Source organism: Burkholderia sp. HI4860, assembly GCF_002223045.2.
Lineage (GTDB): Bacteria > Pseudomonadota > Gammaproteobacteria > Burkholderiales > Burkholderiaceae > Burkholderia.
Genome location: NZ_NKFO02000003.1, coordinates 3,022,574 through 3,047,622, shown reverse-complemented (window position 1 = coordinate 3,047,622; position 25,049 = coordinate 3,022,574). Strand labels below are relative to the sequence as shown.

22 protein-coding genes are annotated in these 25,049 nt (G+C 68.9%); 11 read left to right on the top strand and 11 right to left on the bottom strand.

The genetic code is table 11. The features are described from left to right. Window positions 1–2: 2 nt before the first annotated feature. From hutU to hutH, 3 genes are read right to left on the bottom strand one after another with little or no spacing between them, the layout of a single operon-like run. Window positions 3–1,691: a urocanate hydratase gene (hutU, locus tag CFB34_RS29525; protein ID WP_089425798.1), complete on the bottom strand. Its 1,689-nt coding sequence runs from the start codon at window positions 1,689–1,691 to the stop codon at window positions 3–5. A gap of 39 nt (window positions 1,692–1,730) precedes the next feature. Then, window positions 1,731–2,426 carry a histidine utilization repressor gene (hutC, locus tag CFB34_RS29520; protein ID WP_039369341.1) on the bottom strand — a complete coding sequence of 232 codons (696 nt, stop codon included), beginning with the start codon at window positions 2,424–2,426 and terminating at the stop codon, window positions 1,731–1,733. Between the two features lie 4 nt (window positions 2,427–2,430). Further along, window positions 2,431–3,954, bottom strand: a complete 1,524-nt coding sequence (hutH, locus tag CFB34_RS29515) for a histidine ammonia-lyase (RefSeq protein ID WP_089440577.1) — start codon at window positions 3,952–3,954, stop codon at window positions 2,431–2,433. A gap of 213 nt (window positions 3,955–4,167) precedes the next feature. Between hutH and CFB34_RS29510 the strand changes: the two genes are divergently transcribed. Beyond that, a complete protein-coding gene (locus CFB34_RS29510; protein WP_089440578.1) occupies window positions 4,168–5,088 on the top strand; it encodes a glutamate/aspartate ABC transporter substrate-binding protein in 921 nt (306 codons plus the stop codon). 21 nt (window positions 5,089–5,109) lie between these two features. On the opposite strand, the gene CFB34_RS29505 is transcribed toward CFB34_RS29510, so the two are convergent. Both CFB34_RS29505 and CFB34_RS29500 read right to left on the bottom strand, forming a co-directional pair. Next, the gene (locus CFB34_RS29505; RefSeq protein ID WP_089440579.1) at window positions 5,110–5,865 is read right to left on the bottom strand and encodes a 4'-phosphopantetheinyl transferase superfamily protein; all 756 of its coding nucleotides are present in this window, start codon (window positions 5,863–5,865) and stop codon (window positions 5,110–5,112) included. Between the two features lie 140 nt (window positions 5,866–6,005). Continuing rightward, on the bottom strand, window positions 6,006–7,046 hold the full coding sequence (locus tag CFB34_RS29500; protein ID WP_089440580.1) for an alpha/beta fold hydrolase: 1,041 nt from the start codon (window positions 7,044–7,046) through the stop codon (window positions 6,006–6,008). A 186-nt stretch (window positions 7,047–7,232) separates the two neighbouring features. On the opposite strand from CFB34_RS29500, the gene CFB34_RS29495 reads away from it, so the two are divergent. From CFB34_RS29495 to CFB34_RS39105, 3 genes are all read left to right on the top strand, one after another. Next, window positions 7,233–8,174: a LysR substrate-binding domain-containing protein gene (locus CFB34_RS29495; protein WP_089440581.1), complete on the top strand. Its 942-nt coding sequence runs from the start codon at window positions 7,233–7,235 to the stop codon at window positions 8,172–8,174. A gap of 189 nt (window positions 8,175–8,363) precedes the next feature. Continuing rightward, window positions 8,364–9,590 (top strand): MFS transporter, encoded by a 1,227-nt coding sequence (locus CFB34_RS29490; RefSeq protein ID WP_089440582.1) that lies wholly within the window; start codon window positions 8,364–8,366, stop codon window positions 9,588–9,590. After that, complete coding sequence (locus tag CFB34_RS39105) at window positions 9,581–9,703, top strand: hypothetical protein (protein WP_041492896.1); 123 nt, start codon at window positions 9,581–9,583, stop codon at window positions 9,701–9,703. The genes CFB34_RS29490 and CFB34_RS39105 overlap by 10 nt, the downstream gene beginning before the upstream one ends. Before the next feature lie 22 nt (window positions 9,704–9,725). Here CFB34_RS39105 and CFB34_RS29485 read toward each other — a convergent pair whose 3' ends face one another. Then, window positions 9,726–11,204 (bottom strand): deoxyribodipyrimidine photo-lyase, encoded by a 1,479-nt coding sequence (locus CFB34_RS29485; protein ID WP_089440583.1) that lies wholly within the window; start codon window positions 11,202–11,204, stop codon window positions 9,726–9,728. Between the two features lie 356 nt (window positions 11,205–11,560). On the opposite strand from CFB34_RS29485, the gene CFB34_RS29480 reads away from it, so the two are divergent. Further along, window positions 11,561–12,040, top strand: a complete 480-nt coding sequence (locus CFB34_RS29480; protein WP_089440584.1) for an SRPBCC domain-containing protein — start codon at window positions 11,561–11,563, stop codon at window positions 12,038–12,040. A 13-nt stretch (window positions 12,041–12,053) separates the two neighbouring features. Next, on the top strand, window positions 12,054–12,506 hold the full coding sequence (locus tag CFB34_RS29475; RefSeq protein ID WP_089440585.1) for a nuclear transport factor 2 family protein: 453 nt from the start codon (window positions 12,054–12,056) through the stop codon (window positions 12,504–12,506). Window positions 12,507–12,570: 64 nt separating this feature from the next. Here the strand turns inward: CFB34_RS29475 and CFB34_RS29470 are convergent, their stop codons facing one another. The 4 genes from CFB34_RS29470 to CFB34_RS29455 are packed head-to-tail and all read right to left on the bottom strand — an operon-like array spanning window position 12,571 to window position 16,701. Next, entirely contained in the window at window positions 12,571–13,551 is a 981-nt protein-coding gene (locus CFB34_RS29470; protein WP_089440586.1) for an acetyltransferase, read from the bottom strand. 17 nt (window positions 13,552–13,568) lie between these two features. Then, a complete protein-coding gene (locus tag CFB34_RS29465; protein ID WP_089440587.1) occupies window positions 13,569–14,360 on the bottom strand; it encodes an SDR family oxidoreductase in 792 nt (263 codons plus the stop codon). A gap of 41 nt (window positions 14,361–14,401) precedes the next feature. Beyond that, window positions 14,402–15,595 carry a sulfotransferase gene (locus tag CFB34_RS29460; RefSeq protein ID WP_089440588.1) on the bottom strand — a complete coding sequence of 398 codons (1,194 nt, stop codon included), beginning with the start codon at window positions 15,593–15,595 and terminating at the stop codon, window positions 14,402–14,404. Beyond that, the gene (locus tag CFB34_RS29455) at window positions 15,592–16,701 is read right to left on the bottom strand and encodes a DUF1214 domain-containing protein (protein WP_089440589.1); all 1,110 of its coding nucleotides are present in this window, start codon (window positions 16,699–16,701) and stop codon (window positions 15,592–15,594) included. The genes CFB34_RS29460 and CFB34_RS29455 overlap by 4 nt, the downstream gene beginning before the upstream one ends. A gap of 130 nt (window positions 16,702–16,831) precedes the next feature. Between CFB34_RS29455 and cysD the strand changes: the two genes are divergently transcribed. The 5 genes from cysD (at window position 16,832) to CFB34_RS29430 (ending at window position 23,756) form a co-directional block, all read left to right on the top strand. Further along, complete coding sequence (cysD, locus tag CFB34_RS29450; RefSeq protein ID WP_256979861.1) at window positions 16,832–17,812, top strand: sulfate adenylyltransferase subunit CysD; 981 nt, start codon at window positions 16,832–16,834, stop codon at window positions 17,810–17,812. Next, window positions 17,812–19,734: a sulfate adenylyltransferase subunit CysN gene (gene cysN, locus CFB34_RS29445; RefSeq protein WP_089440591.1), complete on the top strand. Its 1,923-nt coding sequence runs from the start codon at window positions 17,812–17,814 to the stop codon at window positions 19,732–19,734. The genes cysD and cysN overlap by 1 nt, the downstream gene beginning before the upstream one ends. A gap of 129 nt (window positions 19,735–19,863) precedes the next feature. After that, window positions 19,864–21,051 carry a helix-turn-helix transcriptional regulator gene (locus tag CFB34_RS29440; protein WP_089440592.1) on the top strand — a complete coding sequence of 396 codons (1,188 nt, stop codon included), beginning with the start codon at window positions 19,864–19,866 and terminating at the stop codon, window positions 21,049–21,051. A 301-nt stretch (window positions 21,052–21,352) separates the two neighbouring features. Beyond that, window positions 21,353–22,720, top strand: coding sequence for an MFS transporter (locus CFB34_RS29435; RefSeq protein ID WP_071333537.1), 1,368 nt, complete (start codon window positions 21,353–21,355; stop codon window positions 22,718–22,720). Next, window positions 22,707–23,756, top strand: coding sequence for a beta-propeller fold lactonase family protein (locus CFB34_RS29430; protein WP_089440594.1), 1,050 nt, complete (start codon window positions 22,707–22,709; stop codon window positions 23,754–23,756). The genes CFB34_RS29435 and CFB34_RS29430 overlap by 14 nt, the downstream gene beginning before the upstream one ends. Window positions 23,757–23,817: 61 nt before the next feature. Here CFB34_RS29430 and CFB34_RS29425 read toward each other — a convergent pair whose 3' ends face one another. Next, window positions 23,818–24,855 (bottom strand): AraC family transcriptional regulator, encoded by a 1,038-nt coding sequence (locus CFB34_RS29425; RefSeq protein ID WP_089440595.1) that lies wholly within the window; start codon window positions 24,853–24,855, stop codon window positions 23,818–23,820. Window positions 24,856–25,049 lie beyond the last annotated feature (194 nt).

The following is a 25,049-nucleotide window of genomic DNA, read 5'->3' as shown; positions in this document are numbered from 1 at the left end:
GCTCAGCGGCCGAGCATCGGCAGCTTCAGGCCGGCTTCGCGGGCCGTCTGCTGCGCGAGTTCGTAGCCGGCATCCGCATGGCGCATCACGCCCGTCGCCGGGTCGTTCAGCAGCACGCGGCCGAGACGCTCGTGCGCTTCGGCGGTACCGTCGGCGACGATCACGACGCCCGAGTGCTGCGAGAAGCCCATGCCCACGCCGCCGCCATGGTGCAGCGACACCCACGATGCGCCGCCTGCGGTGTTCAGCAGGGCGTTCAGCAGCGGCCAGTCGCTCACGGCGTCCGAACCGTCCTTCATCGATTCCGTCTCGCGGTTCGGGCTCGCGACCGAACCCGTATCGAGGTGGTCGCGACCGATCACGATCGGGGCCTTCAGTTCGCCGTTCTTGACCATCTCGTTGAACGCCTGGCCGAGGCGATAGCGATCCTTCACGCCGACCCAGCAGATCCGTGCCGGCAGGCCCTGGAACGCAATGCGCTCACGCGCCATGTCGAGCCAGTTGTGCAGGTGCGGATCGTCGGGGATCAGCTCCTTCACCTTCTGGTCGGTCTTGTAGATGTCTTCCGGATCGCCCGACAGCGCGACCCAGCGGAACGGGCCCTTGCCTTCGCAGAATAGCGGGCGGATGTAGGCCGGCACGAAGCCCGGGAAGTCGAATGCGTTCTCGACGCCCATTTCCAGCGCCATCTGGCGGATGTTGTTGCCGTAGTCGAGCGTCGCCGCGCCGCGTTCCTGCAGCGCGAGCATCGCGCGCACCTGGACGGCCATCGACTGCTTCGCGACCTTCACGATGCTCTGCGGATCGACCTTCTGCGCTTCGCGCCATTGCGCGACGGTCCAGCCTTGCGGCAGGTAGCCGTTGATCGGGTCGTGCGCGCTCGTCTGGTCGGTCACGCAGTCCGGCGTGATGCCGCGCGTGACGAGTTCGGCGAACACGTCGGCCGCGTTGCCGAGCAGGCCGATCGACACCGGCTTGCCGGTGCGCTTCGCTTCCTCGATCATGCCGAGCGCCTCGTCGAGCGTCGTCGCCTTCTTGTCGACGTAGCGCGTCTTCAGGCGGAAGTCGATGCGGGTCTCGTCGCATTCGACCGCGATCATCGAGAAGCCGGCCATCGTCGCGGCCAGCGGCTGCGCGCCGCCCATGCCGCCCAGGCCGCCCGTCAGGATCCAGCGGCCCGACGGATCGCCGTTGAAGTGCTGGTTCGCGACCGAGAAGAACGTTTCATAGGTGCCCTGAACGATGCCCTGGCTGCCGATGTAGATCCAGCTGCCGGCCGTCATCTGGCCGTACATCATCAGGCCCTTGCGGTCGAGCTCGTGGAAGTGATCCCAGTTCGCCCAGTGCGGCACGAGGTTCGAGTTCGCGAGCAGCACGCGCGGCGCATCCTTGTGCGTGCGGAACACACCGACCGGCTTGCCCGACTGGATCAGCAGCGTCTCGTTCTCTTCGAGATCCTTCAGCGATGCGAGGATCTGGTCGTAGCATTCCCAGTTGCGTGCCGCGCGGCCGATGCCGCCGTACACGACGAGCGCATGCGGATGCTCGGCGACTTCCGGGTCGAGGTTGTTCTGGATCATCCGGTAGGCCGCTTCGGCCAGCCAGGTCTTGCAGACTTTCTCGCTGCCGCGCGGCGCGCGGATCGTGCGCGTCGGATCGAGACGGGGATCGATGTGTTTCGGATGGTTCATGACGACTGCTCCCGAAGGAAAATGACTATCAAATAGGAATCAGAAATGCCCGGTGAAGCGATAACGGCTGCCGGGATGCCACAGATTCGCCACCGAGGCGACGACGCCCTGCGACCAGGTGCGTCGATGTAAAACCAGACACGGCTCGACGTCGTCCATCCGCAGCTGCTCGCGCCGCTCCGGCGCCGGGGCCGCCGCTTCGATCCGGTACTCGACGCGCTGCAGCGGAGCCGCGCGCATCAGGTACAGGTTCGGCGTCGTGTTCGTGAAATCCTGCTCGGCGTAATCCGGCGCGACCGCCGGATTCACCCATCGTTCTTCGAGCTGCACGGGCTCGTCATTCTCGAAGTGCAGCACCTGCGAATGAAACAGCTTCGTGCGCACGGCGACCTGCATCTCGTCGGCGAGCGCCTCGTCGGCGCGGATCGTGTCGAGGCCGAGCACGCTCGCGTGATACGCATGCCCGCGCGCACCGACTTCCTCCGAGATGCTGCGGATCGCCACCAGCGTCGACTCGTACTTCGGCCGCGCGACGTAGGTGCCCGCCCCCTTCATGCGCGTGAGCACCTGCTCGGCCGTCAACTCGCGCAGCGCGCGGTTGACGGTCATGCGCGCCACCTTGAATTCGCGCGCCAGCTCGTTCTCGGACGGCACCTGATCGCCCTCCTCCCACTCGCCTGCGTGGATGCGGGCCAGGATGAAATCCTTGATCTCCTGGTAGACCGGCGCGCTCATGGGCTTACTGTTCCGACGCGAACGAGAACGGCGCGACCTTCGCGAACGCGCGCTCGCCGACCAGCTTCGCGATCACGGCGATGTCCGGTGCGAAGTAGTGGTCGAGCTCGTAGTGCGCGACCTTGCTGCGGATCGTTTCCATCACCGGCGCCAGCTTCGGGCTCGTGTGGTACGGCGCGCGCAGGTCGACGCCTTGTGCGGCGGCCAGCAGTTCGATCGCGAGGATGTGCTTCGTGTTGTCCGCGATGTCGGCGAGCTTGCGCGCGGCGAACGTCGCCATCGACACGTGGTCTTCCTGGTTCGCCGAAGTCGGCAGCGAGTCGACCGACGCCGGGTGCGCGAGCGTCTTGTTTTCCGACGCGAGGGCGGCCGCCGTCACGTGCGCGATCATGAAGCCCGAGTTCACGCCGCCGTCCCGCACGAGGAACGGGGGCAGGCCCGACAGCGTCGCGTCGATCAGCAGCGCGATCCGGCGTTCGGCCAGCGCGCCGATTTCCGCTGCGGCGAGCGCGAGGTTGTCGGCCGCGAACGCGACGGGCTCCGCGTGGAAGTTGCCGCCCGACAGCACTTCGCCGGTATCCGGGAAGATCAGCGGGTTGTCCGACACGGCGTTCGCTTCGACCAGCAGCACGTCGGCCGCATGGCGCATCTGGTCCAGGCACGCGCCCATCACCTGCGGCTGGCAGCGCAGGCTGTACGGGTCCTGCACCTTGTCGCAGTCGCGGTGCGACTGGTTGATCGGCGAACCTTCGAGCAGGTCGCGGTACGACGCGGCCGCATCGATCTGGCCTTGATGGCCGCGCAGCTCATGAATGCGTGCGTCGAACGGCTTCACCGAGCCGGCAGCCGCGTCGACCGACAGCGCACCCGCGACGAGCGCGGTGCGGTACAGGTCTTCGATCGCGAACATGTTGTCGAGCGCCAGCGCGGTCGATGCCTGCGTGCCGTTCAGCAGCGCCAGGCCTTCCTTCGCCTGCAGCGTCAGCGGCGCGAGGCCCGCGACGCGCAGACCGTCGATCGCGCTCGCACGCTCGCCGCGGATGAACACTTCGCCAACACCCAGCAGCACGGCCGACATGTGCGCGAGCGGCGCGAGGTCGCCCGATGCGCCGACCGAGCCCTTCACCGGGATCAGCGGCAGCACGTCCGCGTTGAACAGCTTGATCAGCGCGTCCATCACTTCGCGACGGATGCCCGAGTGGCCGCGGCCGAGGCTCGACAGCTTCAGCGCCATCAGCAGGCGCACCGACGAGCGTGCCATCGGCTCGCCCACGCCGACTGCGTGCGACAGCACGAGGTTCTTCTGCAGCAGTTCGAGCTGGTCGTGCGGGATGTGCGTGCTGGCCAGGCGGCCGAAGCCCGTGTTGATGCCGTAGGCCGGCTCGCCCTTCGCGGCGATGTCGGCGACGGCCTTCGCGCCGGCGTCGATCTTCGCGAAGCTGGTCGGGTCGAGCGCGAGCTGCACGGATTCGCGTGCGATCTGGCGCAGTTGCGGGAGGGTCAGATGGCCGGGGGTCAACGTAATCATGTGAGCAATCCTGTCTAGACAAGTTCGGAATGGATTGAAGTGTAGCCACGCCAACTTGTCTAGACAACCCGTTTTTCACCGATTTCGACTCGGGAGTTTCCCTGATGCCCGGTGCGGCCCGTCCCTTCAGCCCCGGTGATCCGCCTATTAACGGTTGTTGCAATTATTTTGTCTTTGGCAACATATGGATCGCACCTCGCCACGGAGACCGCCATGCCCTTCCCGTCACGACTCGCCATCCGGTTCGGCCGCCCCCTGCTGTTCGCCGTGTGCGCACTCGCGTGCGGCGCGTCGCTCGCCGCGCAGCCGCTGTCGGGCACGCTCGAGAAGATCCGGCAGAGCAACCTGATCTCGATCGGCCACCGCGAAACGTCGGTGCCGTTTTCCTACGTCGACGCGAACGGCAAGGTCATCGGCTTCTCGCAGGATCTGTGCGACCGCGTGATCGCCACGGTGAAGGCGCGCACCGGCAAGCCCGACCTGCAGGTGCGCTTCATCCCCGTCACGTCGCAGAACCGCATTCCGCTCGTGCAGAACGGCACTGTCGATCTCGAATGCGGCGTGACGACCAACCTCGCCGCGCGCCATGCGCAGGTCGCGTTCTCGACCACCTTCTTCGTCGCGACGACGCGCCTGCTCACGCGCACGACGTCGGGCATCCGCGACTTCCCCGACCTCGCCGGCAAGACGGTCGTGACGAACCAGGGCACGACGTCCGAGCGCCTGCTGCGCAAGATGAACGAGGACAAGAAGATGAACATGCGGATCATCAGCGCGAAGGATTACGGCGAAGGGCGCCTCACGCTCGAATCGGGCCGCGCGGCCGCGTACATGATGGACGACGTGCTGCTCGCGGGCGTGCGCCAGCTCGCCGCGAAGCCGGCCGACTGGCAGATCGTCGGCACGCCGCAATCGTCGGAAGCCTACGGGTTCATGCTGCGCAAGGACGATCCGCCGTTCAAGGCGCTCGTCGACGGCGTGCTCGTGCAATTGATGAAGCGCGGCGAGATCGACGCGCTGTACGACAAGTGGTTCATGAAGCCGGTGCCGCCGAAGGGGCTGTCGTTCGACTTCGCGATGAGCGACGTGATCAAGGCGCGCTATGCGGCGCCGAACGACGCGCCGCTCGAATGAGCGCCGCGCGCTGAGCGCGGCTCACGCACGCGTCCACGCGACGCATGCCGCATAGCCGGGCGCCGCGTCGAGCCACGCCGCATCGAACGCCGCGACGCCGGCGGCGGGCGCGGCCGGCTCGACGATCGTCGTCGCCGGGGTCGCGCCATCGCGCGGCGGCACGACCGCGAACGCGCCCAGCCCGCCGACGATGCCGGTGCCGAGCGCCTTGAGCAACGCCTCCTTCGCACTCCAGACGCGCATGAATGCGCCGGCCCGTTCGACCAGCGGCAGGCTGTCGAGATAGGCGGCTTCGGCGGGCGCGCACACCTCGCGCGTCAGCGCCCGCCAGTCGGCCGTGCGATTGCAGGACTCGATATCGACGCCGACGCGCCCCGCGGGAGCCCACGCAATCAACGCATGGTCGCCCGCATGCGACACGTTGAAGTCGAGCGACGCACGATGCGCGTCGTCCAGCGACGGCCGCCCCGATGCGTCGACGACGATGGCCACCGCGTGCGGCGCGATGCCGAGGGCCGTGCCGAGCACGTCGCGCAGCGCGGCGCGCGTCGCGGCGCTGCGCACCGCATCCTCATGCCGCATGAAGCGGGCGGCTCGCGCGCGCTCGCCGTCGCTCAGTGCCGCATACGCGGGCGACACAAGCGGCACGTTCCAGTCGAAATCGACGCGCGCGATCTGCACGCCGGCGCGGGTCGCGGCGGGCGGCGCGTCGAGCCGCTGCATGCGCCAGGCGCGGGGGCTGTCAGACGGAGAAACGGAATCGGGCGGGACGAGCATCGACGTGCGGCGGCCTGTGGAACGAAACGTCCGATGTTAATCGATCAGGCGGTATGGCAAACCGTTACGGGCCGCCGGCGTCGATGCCGAGCGCCGGCGCTTGTCCTTCGGCATGCGCGATGCATGACGAGGCCGCCCAATCAACCGTTCGCGGCCACGCCCGGCACGCCGCTGCCGGGCCCACGCCCGCGCGATGCCGGGTGAATCGCATGCACGTTGCCCGGCGCATCGGCCGGCAGCGCGCCGTGCTGCAGCCAGTAGAGCGCGAGCGGCCACAGTGTTTCGGTGAAGCGGCTGTGGAAAAACGCGAAATGGCCGATCGCGTCGACACCGATGTCGGCCGGCGCGATCCGCAGATGCGTGACGTCGCTGCCCGTGTAGTAGCCGACCAGCCGCTCGATCGCCGCGACCGTGCCGAACCCGTCGTCGTCGAGGCCAATCGCGAGCATCGGCGCCGACAGCCCCGCGAAGCGGGCGGGCAACGCGGCGCGGCTCGCGGCGGGTTCGGCGAGCGGGCCGCTCGTATAGCCGTCCTCGAAGCGTGCCTGCGAACGCACCCACGACAACGCGACGCCGCGCGGCGTGTCCTCCATCCAGCCGAGCCGCTTCGCGGGCACGTAGCCGAACACGGCCGCGAGCACCGGCATCGCGACGTGCCACTTCCACCACATGCGGCGCCGTTCGGCCGGCCGGTAATCGCGCCAGTACGCATACTGCGCGCCGACCGTCACCGCATGCCGCACATGAACGTTCGATGCGGCGAGCCCAAGCGCGAACCCGCCGATGCTGTGCGCGACGACGTCGATCGGCTGGCCCGGAAACGCGTCGCGTGCGTAGTGCAGCGCGGCTTCGCAATCGAGCCGCCCCCAGTCGAGCCAGTTCGCGCGCAGCTTCGCGAGCTGCGCCGGGCGCGACCCGCCGATGCCGCGATAGTCGTAGACGAGCACGTCGCGCCCCTGGGCGAACAGCCAGGCCGCGAAACGGAAGTAGTAGTCGCAACGCACCGACGTCGCGCAATTGATGACCGTCACCGGCCGCACGACACTGCCGCCGCGATGGCGCCATACATGGCCGCGCAATGCATAACCGTCGGCCGCGCGCAGCGTCACCGGCTCGGGCGGCAATGCGTCCGCCGCGCGGGTGCCCTGCGTCATTTCGCTGCCTTCGTTCGAAATCGTCATCGTGTCTCCGGTCCCATGCTTCGCGGTCCGTCCGGGTGAGCGCGTCAGTGCCTGCCCACGCCCATGCTTCGCAGCCGGCCGGGGCGTCGCCCACCCCTCCTTCACCGCCCGCACCAGCCTCCATTGAACTTGACGCGCCCCGCGTTCTCAACCAATCTTGCTGCTCCGTTCGCATGAGTCACGCGCATGTCAACGCCGCTCGTCCGCCTCCCGTCGCTCGACCTCGTCCGCGGTTTCGTCGCCGTCGGCCGCCGCATGAGCATCACGCTCGCCGCGCAGGACCTGTGCGTCACGCAATCGGCGGTCAGCCGCCAGGTACACGCACTCGAAGCGCATCTCGGCGTCGCATTGCTGCAGCGCGGCTACCGGAAGATCGCGTTCACGCCGGAAGGCGAGCGGCTGTTTCGCGTCGCGGATGCGGCACTGCACGGGCTGCAGGACACCGTCGCGTCGCTCGCGGCCACGCGCGAGCGCCAGCCCGTCACGATCACCGCCAGCATCGGCGTCACCGCGCTGTGGCTGCTGCCGCGGCTCGGGCGGCTGCAGGCGCGCCTGCCGGAGATCGACCTGCGCGTGGCCGCGAACGACAAGGTACTCGATTTGCGCGCCGAAGGCATCGACCTCGGGATCCGCTATTGTCCGCGCGACCGCGCGCCGGCCGGCGCGCTGCGCCTGTTCGACGAGATCGTCGTGCCGGTCGCCCATCCGGCGCTCGCCGCGCGGCCGGTCACGAACGCGGCGGCGATCGCCGACCATGTGCTGCTCGAATTCGACGGGCCGCCGCAGCCGCAATTGCAGTGGCGCACGCACCTGCACGCGGCCGGGCTCGGCGACGCGCGCCCGAAAGGCGTGCTGCGCTTCAACCAGTACGACCAGGTGATCCAGGCGGCGATCGCGGGCCAGGGCGTCGCGCTCGGCCGGCTCGCGCTCGTCGCGCCGATGCTCGCGGACGGGCGGCTCGCGGTGCTCGGGACGCACACGCAGGCGCTGTCGGATGCTTACGGCTACTGGCTGTTCCAGCACGATCCGGCCCCGCGCCGCGAAGTCGCCGACGTGCGCGACTGGATGCTCGCCGAAGCGGCCGAATGCGATACCGCGATGCGTGCGCACGGCGCGGTGTCGGCGTAAGCCGGCGCGGCCTTTGCGTACCGGCCTGACCGCTGCCGGGCACGCCCGCCCCTCCCCCCGCGTGCGCCTCATCGCATTCCTGCCAAGCATGCCAACCTGACCGAATGATCGCTTGAGCGACGACGGGCCCGATCGTCTAATCGGATCGAGCGCGGCCCTCTTGCCGCGCGCCTTCATCCGGAGACACGCATGACCCCGATCGAGCAGGAAGTCCGCCGCCGCTGGCTGCCCGTCCTGGCCGGCGGCCTGATCATGGGCGCCGCGCTCGGCATCCGCCACGTGCAGGGCCTGTTCCTCGCGCCGGTGTCGCTCGACCACGGCTGGTCGCGCGAAGCGTTCGGGCTCGCCCTCGCGCTGCAGAACCTGATCTGGGGCGTCGCGCAGCCGTTCACGGGGATGGTCGCCGATCGCTTCGGCTCGCTGCGCGTGATCGTCGCCGGGATGCTGCTGTATGCGGCCGGGCTCGTCACGATGGCGCATGCGGCGTCAACCGGCATGTTCACGGTCGGCACCGGGCTCGTGATCGGCATCGCGCTGTCGGGCTCGGCGTTCGCGTCGATCTATGGCGCGCTGAGCCGCCTGTTTCCACCGGACCGGCGCGGCTGGGCGCTCGGCGTTGCGGGCGCGATCGGCGGGCTCGGCCAGTTCTGCATGGTGCCCGTCGCGCAGACGCTGATCGGCGGCATCGGCTGGCGGCACGCGTTCATCGCGCTGGCCCTCGTCGCGGCGCTGCTTGCACCGCTCGCGGTGCTGCTACGCGACCGCCCCGCGCAGGCTGCCGCCGCCGGCCCCGACCAGTCGATCGGCGAAGCCGTGCGCGAGGCGTTCGCGCATCGCGGCTTCTGGCTGCTGAACGCGGGTTTCTTCGCATGCGGCTTCCAGCTCGCGTTCGTCGCGACGCATCTTCCCGCGTACCTGCTCGACCACGGGCTGCCGGCACGCCACGCGAGCGTCGCGCTTGCGCTGATCGCGCTGACCAACGTGGCCGGCACCTATGCGTGCGGCCATCTCGGCGGGCTGCTGCGGCGCAAGTACGTGCTGTCGGTGCTGTACCTCGTGCGGGCCCTTACGATGGCCGTGTTCGTCGCGGCGCCGCTGTCGCCCGCGAGCGTCTACGTGTTCGCGGCCGTAATGGGATTCACGTGGCTCGGCACCGTGCCGCTGACGAACGGCGTGATCTCGCAGGTGTTCGGCGTGCGCTACATCGCGACGCTCTTCGGCTTCGTGTTCTTCGGACACCAGCTCGGCAGCTTCTTCGGCGTCTGGCTCGGCGCGGTGGTGTACGACGCGACGCATTCGTACCTGCCGCTGTGGATCGGCTCGATCGCGCTCGGCGTGCTCGCGGCGTTGCTGCACCTGCCGATCAACGATGCGCGCGTCGCACGCCCGGCATCGGGCAACGCGGCATGGGCATGATCCGCGCGGCGCTGGCCGCCGGCACGCTCGCGTTCGTCGCGTGGTGCGGCGCGGCCTATTTCAGTTCGGGCGTCGCGTACGCGCTGCTCGAACACGTCGCGTTCTGCAATTGATGCGGTAATCCGAAGCGTGCGGTCAGCGGCGCTTCGGCAATGCCGCCAGCGCATCGAGCGCGCGGGCACGCGCGGCCGCATGCTCGACGAGCGGCGCCGGATAGTCGACACCGAGCCGCACACCGGCCGCGTCGAGCTCCAGCGGCGACGCTTCCCACGGCGCGTGGATCGAGGCGTTGTCGAGACCGGCAAGCTCGGGCACCCAGCGCCGCACGTACGCGCCGTCCGGATCGAACTTCTGCCCCTGCGCGACCGGATTGAAGATGCGGAAATACGGCGCGGCGTCGGCACCGCACCCGGCCACCCACTGCCAGCTCGCCGCGTTGTTCGCGGGATCGGCGTCGACCAGCGTGTCCCAGAACCATGCTTCGCCCGCGCGCCAGTCGATCAGCAGATGCTTGATCAGGAACGACGCGACGACCATCCGCACGCGGTTGTGCATCCAGCCGGTCGTCCACAGTTCGCGCAGGCCCGCATCGACGAGCGGATAGCCGGTCAGCCCGCGCTGCCATGCGTGCAGCGCGGCGGGATCGTCGCGCCACGGCATCGCGTCGAACTGCGCGCGGAAGTTGTCGGTCGCGAGCGCCGGGAAGTGATACAGCAGCGTGTAGCTGAATTCGCGCCAGCCGAGTTCGCTCAGGAATTTGTCGGCATCCGCGGCAAGCGCCGCGCCGCCTGCGCTCGCGGCCCCCTGCACCGCGTGCCACACCTGTCGCGGCGACACGTTGCCAAAGCGCAGGAACGGCGAAAGGCGGCTCGTCGCGGGACGGTCGGGCAGATCGCGCGCGTCCGCATAGCCGGCGAGCGAAGTCGTCAGGAACGCGTCGAGCTGCGCGTGCGCGCCGGCTTCGTCGGGCATGGGCCACGCATCGCGCAGGCCGCCGGCCCAATCCGGCGAATGCGGCCGCAACGCAAGCGCGTCGAGCGCCAGCGCGCGGTCGCGCACGGCTTTCGACCACGGATGAAACGCGATCCGCTCGGGTTCCGGCAGCGGCGCAGCGACCGTGCGATCCCGTCGCGCCGCACGCCAGTACGCAGTGAACACCTGATACGGGGTGCCGCCGCCCGTCAGCACCTCCCACGGCTCGTTCAGCAGGCTGCCGTTGCTGCTCTCGACCGTGACACCGCGCGCCTTGAGCGACGCCTTCAGCGCCGCGTCGGCGTCGCGCTGCGGTTGCGCGTAGCGGCGGTTCCAGTACACGGCTTGCGCGCCCGTGTCGTGCACGATGCGGTCGATCTCGCGCGGCGCGTCGCCGCGCAACAGCAGCAGGCGCCCGCCATGACGCGCGAGCGCCGCGTCGAGCCCGGCCAGCGACCCGTGCAGCCACCAGCGCGCCGCGCCGCCGAGCGCCCGCCCGGCGCCGTCGCCCGTGTCGTCGACGAACACGCAGATGAGCGGCCGGCCCGATTCCACCGCGCGTGTGAGCGCGGGCTGGTCGGTCACGCGGAGATCGTCGCGGAACCAGACGATCGCGGGAGCAACGGACGGCTTGGCGGACACAGGCACCTCGATGACGAAAGCGGAAAGAGACGCGTATTGTCGCGGCTGCGCTGCGTGGTGTCGACGGTCTGCGCGCATGATGCGCCGGCGCGCCCCTGCCGCCGACCGTCGCGACAATCGCACCACCCCGCCGCCCCGGTGAAACGCCTTAGTCCATTCCGACGATTCTTCGCCGCGTGCGCCGGCCTACGCTCGATGTCGGGTGCGCTGCGCGGCACGTGCCGGCGAAAACGCCCCGCACGTCCCGAGCCCCACCCGTCACGCGCGCCGACCAATACCGGCGCGGCTCCTTCCGACCGCCGCGAAGCGTCCCGCCACCCGGGTAGGCGCGGTTTCATCCGATCCGATACATCGTCATGACCAAACCCTCGAATCTCGTCACCTCGATCACCGTCGACATCGACGCACCGGCCTCCGTCGTCTGGGAAGTGCTGACCGACTTCCCGCGCTACGGCGAATGGAACACGTTCTGCGTCGGCTTCGAAACGACCGGCAGGATCGGCGATTTCGTGCACATGCAGGTGCGCATCCCGGGCACGCAGACCGTGATTCCCGTCAACGAGATCCTCGTCGCGTACGAACCCGAACGCCTGCTGTCGTGGGAGCAGCGCCCGACCGACGACAACAAGGACGCCGCGCGCCGCGACCAGTACATCGACGCGATCGGTGCGGAGCGCTGCCGCTATTTCACGACCGACCAGTTCCTCGGCGTCAACGCGGATGCGATCATGCAGCACCACGGCGCTTGGGTGAAACAGGGTTTCGACCAGTGCGCGCGCGACGTGAAGCAGCGCGCCGAGGCGCTCCACGCGGCACGCCGGCGCAACGGCGCATGACCGGGAGCCGCCGATGCCCGACCTGCAAACGCTGTCCGACCATCACGACATCCGCGAGCTGATCGTCGCGTATTCGACTGCGATCGACACGCGCGACTTCGACGCGCTCGACGCGGTGTTCACACCCGATGCCGCGATCGACTATCGCGCGATGGGCGGCATCGCCGGCCGCTATCCGGAGGTGAAGGCGTGGCTGCGCACCGTGCTGCCGCAGTTTCCGCAGTATCAGCACATGGTCGGCAACCTGTCGATCCGGCTCGACGGCGACGCCGCGCGCAGCCGCACGATCTGCTTCAATCCGATGGAAGTCGCGCTGCCGGACGGCGGCACGCAGGTGATGTTTCTCGGGCTGTGGTACGTCGACCGGTTCGTGCGCACCGCGCAGGGTTGGCGCATCGCCGAGCGCGTCGAGGAGCGCTGCTACGGTCACAACGTGCCGGCCGTGCTGGCGGGCGCGACCGGTTGATCCATCGCGATGCGCGCGCCGTGCGAGGGTTGCACGGCGCACGCAGTTCGGATCGCCGCTTGAATCAATCGAGCCGGAACGCGGCCTCGAATCGCTCGGCGAACGTGTCGAATTCCGTTTCCGGCAGATGGTTGATGCCGCCCGCGCGCTTGCGCCCGCCGCCGGTCGGAAAGCCGCGACAGAATTCGTCGGCGCCGAGCGGCCGGCCATCGGGCACGCGCACGCTGACGACGAGGCCGCCGTCCGCGCGCGGCGACAGCACCGCGAGCGCCGCATGCGGCGCATTGCGCATCCGCTCGTTCGCGAGCATGCCGGTCGCGCGCCGCGCCCACGGATGATCAGGCATCCGGACCAACGTAGCACCGGGCACCTCGCGCAGCGGCGCGAGTGCGCACGCGCGCGCCATGTCGTCGCGGTAGCCGTCGCGCAGCGCGGCGAACACGGTTGTCGCGCGCACGAAATCGAGCGGGTCGACGCACGGCAGCATCGCATCGGCAAGCGCGGCCGGGTCGAAATGCAGATCGCCGACACACTCGCCGTACGCGTTGTAGTTCAGGTAGAGCCCGAGTTCGGCGAGCGTGTCGCGCTCGGCGTCGCCAATCCGATGCTCACTTGCAAGCGCGCGGCCGAGCGCCGGCAACTCGTCGCCGAACGCCGCAACGATCGCCCAGCGCACGTGCCGGCCGTCGAGATAGCGGTTCACGATCGCGCTCGTGCAGACGTCGGCCGCCGTGTCGATGTGCGCGTCGAAGCGCGGATCGTCGGGCAGTTCGCCCGCGAAGTGATGGTCGAAATAGCGGACCGTCGCGCCGTCGCGCAGCAGCCGCGCGCACGCGTCGCGATTCTGGTCGTGCGACACGTCGAGCACGGTGACGATGTCGCCCGCCCGCGCGTCGATCCGCTCGAGCAGCTTGATGTCGCGTTTCACGCCGGTCACGAGCGTGCCGTGCACGCCCTCCGCAAGCCGCAGTTGCTGAAGCGCGCACAGCCCGTCCGCGTCGCCGTTGAATGCAAAGAAGTGTCGTGTGTCGTGGTTGTCCTGCATGTTCCCTTGCTCCATCGTCAGGGCATGAAATCGCCGCCATTCGCGTCGAGCGTCGCGCCCGTCACCGCATTCGCATAGTCCGACGCGAGGAACAGCGCAGCGCGCGCGCAGTCGTCGTCGGTCGGCAGCTTCGCGAGCGCGATGCTCGACGCGATCGGCGCGATGATCTGCTGTTCCGTCATGCCGTACTCGGCAGCCGCCTGCCGGAAATACGTCTGGGTCGGCACGCCCCACATCCACCCCATGTGGATGCTGTTCGCACGAATGCCGTGCACGCCGAGTTCGCGCGCCAGGTATTTTGCCGCAACCGCGAGCGCCCCCTTCGATACAGCGTAGCCGCCTTCCCCTGCAAACGGCTTGCGGGTCGCCTGCGTGTTGATCATCACGATCGCGCCGCGCTGCCGCCGCTTCATGTGCGGCACGACTTCCTGCGTGAGCGCCATCGTGCCGAACACGTTGGTGTCGAACACCGCGCGCCAGCTGTCGAGGTCGGCTGCCTCCACCGGTTCCGGAAACGTGCCGTGCACGAATGCGCTGTTCACGAGCGCGTCGATCCGGCCGAAGCGCTCGACGGCCTGCGTCGCGAGCTGCCGGCATTGTGCACGGTCGGTGATGTCGGTCTGCACCTTCAGCACGGCGCAATCGACGCCGAGTGCGTGGATTCGCGCTTCGGCATCGTCAAGCTTTTCGACCGTGCGCGCCGCGACGACCACGCCGCGCGCGCCCTCGCGTGCGGCCTCGACGGCGAGCTTCACACCGAGCCCCGGCCCGATTCCGGAAATCACGACGATCTTGTCCTTCAGCAACATGGTTGTCTCCTGGTTATCGTGGATCTCGCGAGCAACGGGCGTCAGCCGGCCGCCCGCAGGTGCCGCGCGCGATACCCGGCGAAGTCGCGCGCGAGCTGCGCATCGGTGAAGCCGAAGCGCGCGATCGAATAGTCGTGCGGGGCACGCTTGTCGCGGCCGTTGCGCGCCATCCAGTCCGTCATCGCCGCACGCTGCCGCGCATCGAGCGGCATCCCGGCGAACGCGTACACGGCTTCGGCCACACCGAGCGGATTCGACACGGTGTCCTCGAAGCGCACGTCGAGGAAGCGGTCCGCCGGCAGCGCGTCGCGCGCGGCCATCGCCGCGCCGATCGCGCGCGCCATCCCCGCATTCCACTGCGCGCCGACGGCGAGCGGATCGGGATCGTCCGCATACATCTGCCACAACGTGTGCGCCATGCTCGCCATCGATGGAATCGTCTGCGCCGGATCGCGGTGCGTGAGCACGACCTGCGCGCGCGGAAACACGTGGCACAGCACGTCGAGCGCATGCAGGTGCTGCGGCGTCTTCAGCAGCCAGCGCGCGGCCGGCGCGACGCCGCGCTGCGACTTCTGCCATTGCAGGAACTGCAGCATCCGCTTCAGGTACGTATAGACCGGTGTGAGATCCTGCCGCGCGAGCCACGCGGTGTAGCGCGGCACGTTCGCATACGAATCCATCGCGCACACGAACGCATGCTCCATCAGCATGAACTCCTCGTCGGCGAGCATCGCATCGAGCGGGTGGATCGTCAGGATCTGCGGAATGCAGTCGATCATCGTCGCGACCTCGGCCTGCGCACGTGCAATGCGCACCGTCGGCTCGGCGAGCGTCTCGCCCGCGAGCGGCGCCGGGTAGCGGGTTTCCCACCACGCGGCCGCATGGAAGCGCGGGTCGACGGCCAGCAGGCGCTGCAACAGCGTCGTTCCGGTGCGCGGCAGGCCGACGATCACGAGCGGATCGTCGATCGCGATCTCCGCGATTTCCGGATGACGCCGGAAGTAATCCTCGATGACGAGCCGGTTCACGAGCTGGCCGACGAGCTTCTCGCGCATCATCGCCGCGCCGCGCGCGGACAGCTTCGCTTCGTCGATCAGCGACGCGCACATCACGTCGAGGGCTTCCCGATACGGCCCGTCACCGAACGCGGTGAGCCCGCCGGTGCGCGACACGGCTTCGGCGATCAATCCGTCGGGCGCGAGCAGCGTGCGGGTTCGATCCAGCGGCGCGTTCATGCGGCCTCCTTCAGCGTGGCGAGCTTCACCACCCGCGTGCGCGGATGCACCGGCTGCGCGGCGCCCACCCAGCGCCAGCAGATCGTGCCGGTGCGATGTCCGGCCGTATCGAGCCAGTTCGCATTGCCGGGCCGCACGGCCGCGACGACCACCGTCACGCCGCCGTCCGCATTCAGCCGCGCACTGTGCTTGTTCACGCAGATATCGAAGTGCCGGTAATCGAGCGATTCCATCCAGTAGTTGTTGAGCTGCACGTTCCAGAAATCGCAGTCAGGCACCGTATCGACGTCGATCACGAGCGCTTCGTCGTCGGCCAGCGACCAGCACGAGTGGTAGTAGTAGATGTTCGGATCGCCGCCGACCGACTGGCACAGCGCCTGGTCGGCGGGCGGCAGCGCATTCACGTGCGGCCGGTAGCTCGCGGCCCAGTCCGCGAACAGCTTCGACGTCTGCTCGACGAACTGCGCGGCGCGCGTGAGGCCACCCTGCAGCACGAGCGGGTCGAGCGGCGCCGGCCGATCGTCGGCGCCGATGCGCTCGATCTTCAGTTGTGCCGGCGTTTCCGCGCGCCGGTCGAGGAAGGTCTGGCGCACCAGCAACGCATTCGTGCCCGGCTCCATGCGCACCCAGTTACCCGCGCGCGGCGTTTCGCTCAGCACGATCTCGAAGCTGCCGTCCGGCGCGATCTCGAGCTGCTTCGCGTCGAGAAAGCCCGTCTGCAGCATCTTGCCGTCGGTCTCGTAGCCGCCCTTCTGCGTGCCGAAGCTCAGGTACGCGACCGTACCGCGCCGCCCCGTCACGCGATATTCGCAGCGGCCGTCGAGCCGTGCGTACTGGTACAGGTTGTCGGGATTGTCGGCACCGATCTTCGCGGTCTCGTGCGACGGCGAGAAGAAGCCGGGCCATGCACCGTCCGCGAACTCGACGTGCATCTCGAGCGCGATGCGCATCAACCGGCTCAGGTAGCGGAATCCTTCCGCGCGCGTCAGCGGATCGTCCGGCGCCTCGGCGCGCAGGATCTGTTCTCCGCTGCGTTTCAGGGTGTCGCAGAAATCGGCCCAGGTCTGGCCCGAAAGCAATTGCGTGGCACGTGTGTCGTCCGTCATGTGTTCTCTCCGCCGATGGTCGAGCGCTCACCTTAAGCGTCGCCGTCGCGCGCCACTTCGTCCGGGTGGACTAAGGAAAGATCCGCGCCACCGCCGTGTCGCGATTTAGTCCACCCGGACGAAGAGCGGCATGCCGCTCGCTCGATACCGTCGGTGTCATGCACGAAACGCCGCACATGTCGCGCGGCGCCGGCATGAAACAAGGAGACGAACGATGTTGACCCACTTGGAGCGGCTGGAGGCCGAAAGCATCCACATCATGCGCGAGGTGGTCGCCGAGAGCGAGAGCCCGGTGATGCTGTATTCGATCGGCAAGGACAGCTCGGTCATGCTGCATCTCGCGATGAAGGCGTTCTACCCGGCGAAGCCGCCCTTTCCGCTGCTGCACGTCGATACGACCTGGAAATTCCGCGAGATGATCGCGTTTCGCGACGAGACGGCCACGCGCCTCGGCCTCGACCTGCGCGTGCACATCAACCCTGACGGCGTCGCGAACGGCATCGATCCGTTCACGCACGGCTCGGCCTTGCACACCGACGTGTGGAAGACGCAGGGGCTCAAGCAGGCGCTCGATCACTACGGCTTCGACGCCGCGTTCGGTGGCGCCCGCCGCGACGAGGAGAAATCGCGCGCGAAGGAGCGCATCGTGTCGCTGCGCTCGGAACAGCACCGCTGGGACCCGAAACGCCAGCGCCCCGAGCTCTGGTCGCTGTACAACGCGCGCAAGCGCAAGGGCGAAAGCCTGCGCGTGTTCCCGATCTCGAACTGGACCGAGCTCGACATCTGGCAGTACATCCAGCTTCACGACATCCCGATCGTGCCGCTTTACTTCGCGAAGGAGCGGCCCGTGGTCGAACGCGACGGCGCGCTGATCATGGTCGACGACGAACGCCTGCCGCTGCGCGAAGGCGAAGTGCCGCAGATGCGCAAGGTGCGCTTTCGCACGCTCGGCTGCTATCCGCTGACGGGCGCGATCGACAGCGATGCGACGTCGCTCGACGACATCCTGCGGGAGATGCGCGAGACGCGCACGTCCGAACGGCAAGGACGACTGATCGACAGCGATTCGGCCGGTTCGATGGAAAAGAAGAAACAGGAGGGCTATTTCTGATGGCACACGTTCTCACCGCGCCCGACACGCTCGCGCGCCACGCACCCGATGCACGCGCTTCCGGCGAAGCGCATACGCCAACCCAGGACCTGCTGCGCTTCATCACGTGCGGCAGCGTCGACGACGGCAAGAGCACGCTGATCGGCCGCCTGCTCTACGAATCGAACCTGCTGTTCGACGACCAGCTCACGCAGCTCGAGGCCGATTCGAAAAAGGTCGGCACGCAAGGCGGCGAACTCGATTTCGCACTGCTCGTCGACGGCCTGTCGGCCGAGCGCGAGCAAGGGATCACGATCGACGTCGCGTACCGCTTCTTCGCGACCGCGCGACGCAAGTTCATCGTCGCCGACACGCCCGGCCACGAGCAGTACACGCGCAACATGATCACCGGCGCGTCGACCGCCGATCTTGCCGTGATCCTGATCGATGCGCGCAAGGGCATGCTCACGCAGACGCGCCGCCACAGCCATCTCGTCGCGCTGATCGGCATCAAGCGCGTGGTGCTCGCGATCAACAAGATGGATCTCGTCGACTACGACCGCGCCGTGTTCGAGCGCATCGACGCCGACTATCGCGCGTTCGCCGCCGAGCTCGGGCTGGCGGAGATCGTCAGCATCCCGATGTCGGCGCTGCGCGGCGACAACGTGATCGCGCCGAGCGCACGGATGCCGTGGTACGGGGGCCCGACGCTGATGCAGCATCTCGACACGCTGCCGCTCGCCGTGCGCGTGACGCGCGACGAGCCGTTCCGGCTGCCGGTGCAGTGGGTCAACCGCCCGCACCTGAACTTCCGCGGTTACGCGGGCAGCATCGCATCGGGCGAGATCCGCATCGGCGAGCGCGTGCGCGTGCTGCCGTCCGGCAAGGAAAGCCGCGTCGCGTCGGTGATCACGCAACGCGGCGAAAGCGACATCGCGCGCGCCGGCGACGCGGTGACGCTCACGCTCGCCGACGAGATCGACATCAGCCGCGGCGACATGATTGCGCGCGCGGACGCGCCGCCGGAAGTCGCCGATCAGTTCGAGGCGACGCTCGTGTGGATGCACGACGCGCCGCTGCTGCCCGGCCGCCCGTATCTCGTGAAGCTCGGCACGCAGACGGCCGGCGCAACCTGCGCGACGCCGAAGTACAAGATCGACGTGAACACGCGCGAGCATCTCGCGGCGCGCACGCTCGCGCTCAACGAGATCGGCGTGTGCAACCTGAGCTTCGACCGGCCCGTCGCGTTCGATCCGTACGACCGCAACCGCCACACGGGCGGCTTCATCGTGATCGACCGCGTCACCCACGACACGGTCGGCGCAGGGATGCTGCACTTCGCGCTGCGCCGCGCGCACAACGTGCACTGGCAGGCCGTCGACGTCGACCGCGCCGCGCGTGCCGCGCAGAAGGCGCAGACGCCGCGCATCGTGTGGCTGACGGGCCTGTCGGGCGCCGGCAAGTCGACGATCGCGAATCTCGTCGAGAAGCGGCTGCATGCACTCGGCAAGCACACGTACCTGCTCGACGGCGACAACGTGCGGCACGGGCTCAATCGCGATCTCGGCTTCACCGAGGCCGATCGCGTGGAGAACATCCGGCGCGTCGCCGAAGTCGCGCGGCTGATGCTCGACGCGGGGCTCATCACGCTCGTGTCGTTCATCTCGCCGTTCCGCTCGGAGCGCGACATGGCGCGCGCGATGGCCGGCCCCGACGAGTTCGTCGAGGTATTCGTCGACACACCGCTCGCGGTGGCCGAGGAGCGCGATCCGAAGGGGCTGTACAAGAAGGCGCGGCGCGGCGAGCTGAAGCACTTTACGGGCATCGATTCGCCGTACGAACCGCCCGCGCAGCCCGAACTGCGCGTCGACACGGTCGCCGAGTCGCCGGAAGAAGCGGCCGATCGCATCGTCGCGTACCTGCTGCGCGAGCGCACGGCATAAGCGCGGCAAGCGGGCAGCCCGGCGGCTGCCGGCCTGCCCGCGTCGCCTACTCCGTTCGGGTGACGCGGGCCGCCGGGCGGCCGGTATGCTGGTCCGGGAATCCTTCATCCCGACCAGGAGAACACGAGCATGCCCATCGCGCTGGCGCCCGGCGACCCGGCCGCGCACGACGGTTTCGACGACGCGGCGTGGACGGCGCGCGAACTCAGCGCGTGGCTCGGGCTCGTCTATCAGGGCCCGTCGGAGCCGACCCCGTGGGCCGGCTTCCTCGAAGCGGCTCGCGCGCGGCTCGACGCGCGCTTCACGACGCTGGTGCTGCGCAACCCGGGCGGCGCACGGCACGGGCTCATCATCAACGCGTCGGCACACGGCCCGCTGCTGCCCGGCGAGCCGTCGTACAGGGAGCAGTTCTACGCGCTGTGCCCGTTTCTCGACCAGCCGCCCGGCCAGGTCTTCACGGCCGATCGGCTGTTCGGCGAAACCGCGTGGCGCGCGCACGATTTCTACCGGCAGTACCTGCAGCCGCTCGACCTGCGCTACATCCTCGGCGCGAACCTGCGCGGCGAACGTGGCGTCGAATGCGCGTTCTTCGTGAGTCGCGCGCATGGCGGCCGCGATTTCGACGCGGCCGAGCGCGCGCAGGTCGCGACGCTGCTGCCGCACCTGCAGCGGGCGGTCGAACTGCACGCGGCGTTCGACGTGCTCGATGCCGAGCGCGCGCTGTATGCGGGTACCGTCGACCGGCTCGACGTCGGCACCGCGATCGTCGACGAGGACGGCCGCGTGATCAAGCGCAACCGCATCGCCGAGCGGCTGATCGAGCAGAAGGACGGGCTGTGCGTGCGCCAGGAGCGGCTCCACGCATCGTGCCCGCTCGACGAGCGCCGGCTGCAGAAAGCGCTGCAGGCCGCGCTCGAGCATTTCCGTGCGGGCGCGCTCGCGCGCATCGAAGCCACCACGCTGTCACGCCCCGGCGGCGCGATGCCGCTGAGCGTGCTGCTGCGCCCGCTCGCGCCCTACCGCGGCGCCGAGGACCGCCGGCACCGGCCGGCCGTCGCCGTGTTCGTCCGCGATCCGGCGTCATCGCCGCAGACGTCGCGCGACATGCTGCACCGGTTGTTCCGCCTCACGCCGATGGAAACCGAAATCGCGCTACTGCTCGTCGACGGGCTGACGCTCGACGAAGCGGCCGCCGCGACCGGCATCACGAAGAACACCGCCCGCGCGCACCTGCGCGGCATCTTCGCGAAGACGGGCGCGACGCGGCAGGCCGTGCTCGTGAAGACGCTGCTCAACAGCGTCGTGTCGATGGCGTAGTCGCGGCGCCGGCAGCCGCGGGACGGGCTGCCTCACCGATGCCCCCGCGCGCAGTGCGGGGCCGCGACCGAAGACGCAGCAATTGGCACCTGCCCATCCCATGTCATACGTCATCAGACATGAATGAATAACCGACATGCGTCATGAAATTCCCAGTATTCGGGTAATTTCCGGGTAAACCCGCGACGTCTTCATCGGCGCTCAGGCGTACCATGTCATACGACGACATACTACACAAACCGCCACCCGGATGCCGACGCGGGCCACCGCCCCGTCCGCCGCCCCCCGACCGGAGACACGCTTGAACCCGCCCTCGCCCGCCCTGCCCGGACGCGACCCGCTCGCGTCCGCTGTCTCGAAAGTGAAGTGGCACGTGCTGCCGCTCGTGCTGATCATGTTCATCGCGAACTACATCGACCGCGTGAACGTCGGCTTCGTCGATCGCCACCTCGAGGCGTCGATCGGCATCGGCGCGGCCGCGTACGGCCTCGGCGCCGGGCTGTTCTTCGTCGGCTACGCACTGTTCGAGGTGCCGTCGAACCTGCTGATGCAGCGCTACGGCGCACGCATCTGGCTGGCCCGGATCATGGCGACGTGGGGCATCGTTGCGGCCGCGATGGCGTTCGTGTGGAACGACACGTCGTTCTATGCGCTGCGCTTCCTGCTCGGCGCGGCCGAGGCCGGCTTCTTCCCCGGCGTCGTGCTGTACCTGTCGCAATGGCTGCCGCCCCAGGAGCGCGGCAAGGCGATGGCGATCTTCCTCGGCGGTTCCGCGTTCGCGTCCGTGCTGTCCGGGCCCGTCACCGGCGCGCTGCTGTCGATCCGCGGCTTCGGCCTCGAAGGCTGGCAATGGATGTTCCTGATCGAAGGGCTGTTCTCGGTCGCGCTGTGCGGCGCGAGCTGGCTGCTGCTCAAATCGCACATCCGCGACGCGACGTGGCTCACGGCCGAAGAACGCACGGCGCTGCAGAACGCGCTCGATGACGAGCGCGCGACGCGCGACGTCCGCTCGAACGTGCCGGTGCGCGCCACCGCGCTGCTGCGCGATCCGCAGATCATGCTGTTCTGCTTCCTGTATTTCTCGATCCAGCTGACGATCTACGCGGCCACGTTCTGGCTGCCGACGATCATCCGCAAGATGGGCGGGCTCACCGATTTCCAGGTCGGCCTGTACAACACGATTCCGTGGATGATCGCGATCGGCGCGATGTACGGCTTCGCGGTGCTGTCGTCGAAATGGAAGCATCCGCAGCGCTGGCTCGCGGTCGCGCTGGTGCTCGCCGCATGCGGGCTGTTCGCGTCGACGTCGCACGACCCGGTATGGTCGTTCGCGTCGATCTGCTTCGCCGCGCTCGGCTTCAAGGCCGCGTCGTCGCTGTTCTGGCCGATCCCGCAGGGCTATCTCGACACGCGGGTGGCCGCGGCCGTGATCGCGCTGATCAACTCGGTCGGCAACCTCGGCGGCTTCGTCGCACCGACGGCCTTCGGCTATCTGAAGCAACATACGGGTTCGATCACGGGCGGCCTGTATGCGCTTGCGATCGCTTCGCTCGTCGCCGCGGTCGCCGCGCTGTTCGCGCGCACCCACCGGCGCAGCGATCCGCCGCGCGGCCTGCCGGCCGACGCGTCCTTCACGAACGCCTCGATGCTCCGCCATGCCGAACACTGACCGCCTGACCGTCGTCGTCTCGAATGCCGCCGACGGCGACCTCGCCACCTTCTCGCTCGCGGCCGACGGCACGCTTGCGCCGCTCACCCGTTATCCCGCGGCCGACGTCGCGATGCCGATCGCCGTGCCGGCCGACCGTGCGCGGCTCTACGTCGCGACGCGCGGCGAACAGCCGACGATCGTCGCGTTCCGCGTCGTGCCGGCCACCGGCGCGCTCGTGCGCATCGGCACCACTGCGATCGATGCCAGCCATGCGTACCTGTCGCTCGACCGCAGCGGCCGCTGGCTGCTCGGCGCGTCGTACGGCGGGAATTCGCTAAGCCTCTACGACGCCGCGCGCGTGCGCGACGGCGACGGCACGCCGCTACAGGTCACGAGCGGCATCGCGAACGCGCACGCGGTGATCGTGTCGCCGGACAACCGTTTCGCGTACGTCAGCTCGCTCGGCTCGGATCGCGTGTTCAGCTTCGCGCTCGTCGAGGACGCGGCCGGCCTGCACGCACGCGAACACGGCGAAACGCGCGTGCCGGCCGGGTTCGGCCCGCGTCACCTGCAATTCGCGGATGACGGCCGCGGGCTCGTCGTCGTCAGCGAATTCCAGGCCACGCTCGCGACGTTCGCGCGCGACCCTGAAACCGGCCGGCTCGGCGATGCGCATGTGAGCGTGCGCCATCCGGCCATCGCCGATCTCGCGCAAGGCCATGCGCGGCCGCCCGCACCCACCGAACCGTCCGTCTGGGCCGCCGACCTGCACCTGACGCCCGACGAGCGTTTCGCCTACGTCAGCGAACGCACGTCGAGCCGCCTGCTCTGCTATCGCCGCAGCGAAGACGGCACGTTCGAACCCGCGCACGCGACCGCCACCGAAACGCAGCCGCGCGGGTTCGCGATCGACCCGTCGGGACGCTGGCTCGTCGCCTGCGGCGAACAGTCTGAATTCGTGTCGGTGTATGCGATCGCGCCGGACGACGGCGCACTGTCGCCGCACGCACGCGTGCCGGGCGGACGCGGGGCGAACTGGGTCGCGATCGTCTGAAGCCGTGACACGCGGCGCATGACGCGACAGGCCCGCCACGCAGGCCGGTGCATAACCGCGTTCAGCGCCGCTCGCTCGGCGCGACGCCCGTCCAGCGCTTGAACGCGCGCGTGAAATTGGCGCGATCCGTATAGCCGACGCGCGCGGCGATCTCGTCGACCGGCAGCCGCGTGCCTTCGAGCAGCCGCAGCGCATCACGCAACCGGATCTCGTCGAGCAGCGTCGAATAGGTCGCGCCGTACTCGGCGAGCTTGCGCTTGAGCGTGCGCGCCGACACATGCAGCTCGCGCGCGACGTCGTCGACCGACGGATAGCCGCCTTCGCCGCAGATCAGCAGGTTGCGCACGCGCTCGACGATGCTTTCCGCATAGCCGAGCCGCGCGAGCTCGGCCTCGCACTGCTGCACGATCATCTGCGCGGTATGCGCGTTCGCGGTGCCGATAGGCTCGTCGAGCAACGCGGCGTCGCAGCGGATGCGGTTCGCGCTCGCGTCGAAATGACAGCGCGGCAGCCGCGCGCGATAACGCTCGAACCACGGCGGCTCCGGCCATTCGAAATGGAGTTCGGCACGCGACTGCAGCGTGCGCCCCGGCACCGGATGCAGCAGCGAGTTGAACAGGATCGCCGTCTCGACCAGGAAGTTCTCGACCGCGAACTGGCGCAGCCGGCCGAGCGGAAACGCCTCGAGCACGTCGATATCGACGATTCCGTCGAGTTGCGCGAGCCGCACCGAGAAGAACGGCACGCGCGTCGGCAGGTAGCGGATGCCGAGCGAGATCGCCTCGCCGAGCGTCGCGCAGCTCATCAGCCCGAAGCCGATCAGCCCCGCTTTCGTCAGGCTGCTGCGCAGGCCGATCTCGATCGCGATCGACGGGTCGTCCGTCGCGTCGAGCAGGTTGAACACGATCGCCGCCTGCTGCAGCGGCGTGATGCGCGCATCGGGCTGCGCGAGCCGGTCGCGCTCGACGCCCGAGCCGGCCAGCACGCGAGCGCCGTCGATGCCGCGCTCCTCGGCCAGCATCAGCATGAACAGCGCATACGCGGACGACACCGTCGCCTTGTTCAGCTGGCGCGCGGCATCCGGGACGGACAGGACCATGCGGCGGACTCCGGAGCGGTTTCGGCGGATTGTAGCGTCGCTGGCCCGCAATGACACCGGGGCGTGACTCTAGCCGCGCCGGCCGGCCATCGTGGCCCGAAATGACACCACCATTGGCACCCGCGGCCCTCGCGCGCGGTCCGGTGCGCGCCTATGCTTGTCACATCGGCATTGCGCCCCACTCTTTCCGCAGG

Excerpts from the sequence above, each read along its gene's own strand:
- CFB34_RS29430 (WP_089440594.1), top strand. The coding sequence starts at position 22,707 with ATGCCGAACACTGACCGCCTGACCGTCGTCGTCTCGAATGCCGCCGAC.
- CFB34_RS39105 (WP_041492896.1), top strand. The coding sequence starts at position 9,581 with ATGGGCATGATCCGCGCGGCGCTGGCCGCCGGCACGCTCGCGTTCGTC.
- CFB34_RS29510 (WP_089440578.1), top strand. The coding sequence starts at position 4,168 with ATGCCCTTCCCGTCACGACTCGCCATCCGGTTCGGCCGCCCCCTGCTG.
- CFB34_RS29425 (WP_089440595.1), bottom strand. The coding sequence starts at position 24,855 with ATGGTCCTGTCCGTCCCGGATGCCGCGCGCCAGCTGAACAAGGCGACG.
- CFB34_RS29490 (WP_089440582.1), top strand. The coding sequence starts at position 8,364 with ATGACCCCGATCGAGCAGGAAGTCCGCCGCCGCTGGCTGCCCGTCCTG.
- cysN (WP_089440591.1), top strand. The coding sequence starts at position 17,812 with ATGGCACACGTTCTCACCGCGCCCGACACGCTCGCGCGCCACGCACCC.
- hutC (WP_039369341.1), bottom strand. The coding sequence starts at position 2,426 with ATGAGCGCGCCGGTCTACCAGGAGATCAAGGATTTCATCCTGGCCCGC.
- CFB34_RS29500 (WP_089440580.1), bottom strand. The coding sequence starts at position 7,046 with ATGACGATTTCGAACGAAGGCAGCGAAATGACGCAGGGCACCCGCGCG.
- CFB34_RS29440 (WP_089440592.1), top strand. The coding sequence starts at position 19,864 with ATGCCCATCGCGCTGGCGCCCGGCGACCCGGCCGCGCACGACGGTTTC.
- CFB34_RS29470 (WP_089440586.1), bottom strand. The coding sequence starts at position 13,551 with ATGCAGGACAACCACGACACACGACACTTCTTTGCATTCAACGGCGAC.
- hutU (WP_089425798.1), bottom strand. The coding sequence starts at position 1,691 with ATGAACCATCCGAAACACATCGATCCCCGTCTCGATCCGACGCGCACG.
- hutH (WP_089440577.1), bottom strand. The coding sequence starts at position 3,954 with ATGATTACGTTGACCCCCGGCCATCTGACCCTCCCGCAACTGCGCCAG.
- CFB34_RS29460 (WP_089440588.1), bottom strand. The coding sequence starts at position 15,595 with ATGAACGCGCCGCTGGATCGAACCCGCACGCTGCTCGCGCCCGACGGA.
- CFB34_RS29505 (WP_089440579.1), bottom strand. The coding sequence starts at position 5,865 with ATGCTCGTCCCGCCCGATTCCGTTTCTCCGTCTGACAGCCCCCGCGCC.
- CFB34_RS29475 (WP_089440585.1), top strand. The coding sequence starts at position 12,054 with ATGCCCGACCTGCAAACGCTGTCCGACCATCACGACATCCGCGAGCTG.
- CFB34_RS29480 (WP_089440584.1), top strand. The coding sequence starts at position 11,561 with ATGACCAAACCCTCGAATCTCGTCACCTCGATCACCGTCGACATCGAC.
- CFB34_RS29455 (WP_089440589.1), bottom strand. The coding sequence starts at position 16,701 with ATGACGGACGACACACGTGCCACGCAATTGCTTTCGGGCCAGACCTGG.
- CFB34_RS29465 (WP_089440587.1), bottom strand. The coding sequence starts at position 14,360 with ATGTTGCTGAAGGACAAGATCGTCGTGATTTCCGGAATCGGGCCGGGG.
- cysD (WP_256979861.1), top strand. The coding sequence starts at position 16,832 with ATGCCGCTCGCTCGATACCGTCGGTGTCATGCACGAAACGCCGCACAT.
- CFB34_RS29495 (WP_089440581.1), top strand. The coding sequence starts at position 7,233 with ATGTCAACGCCGCTCGTCCGCCTCCCGTCGCTCGACCTCGTCCGCGGT.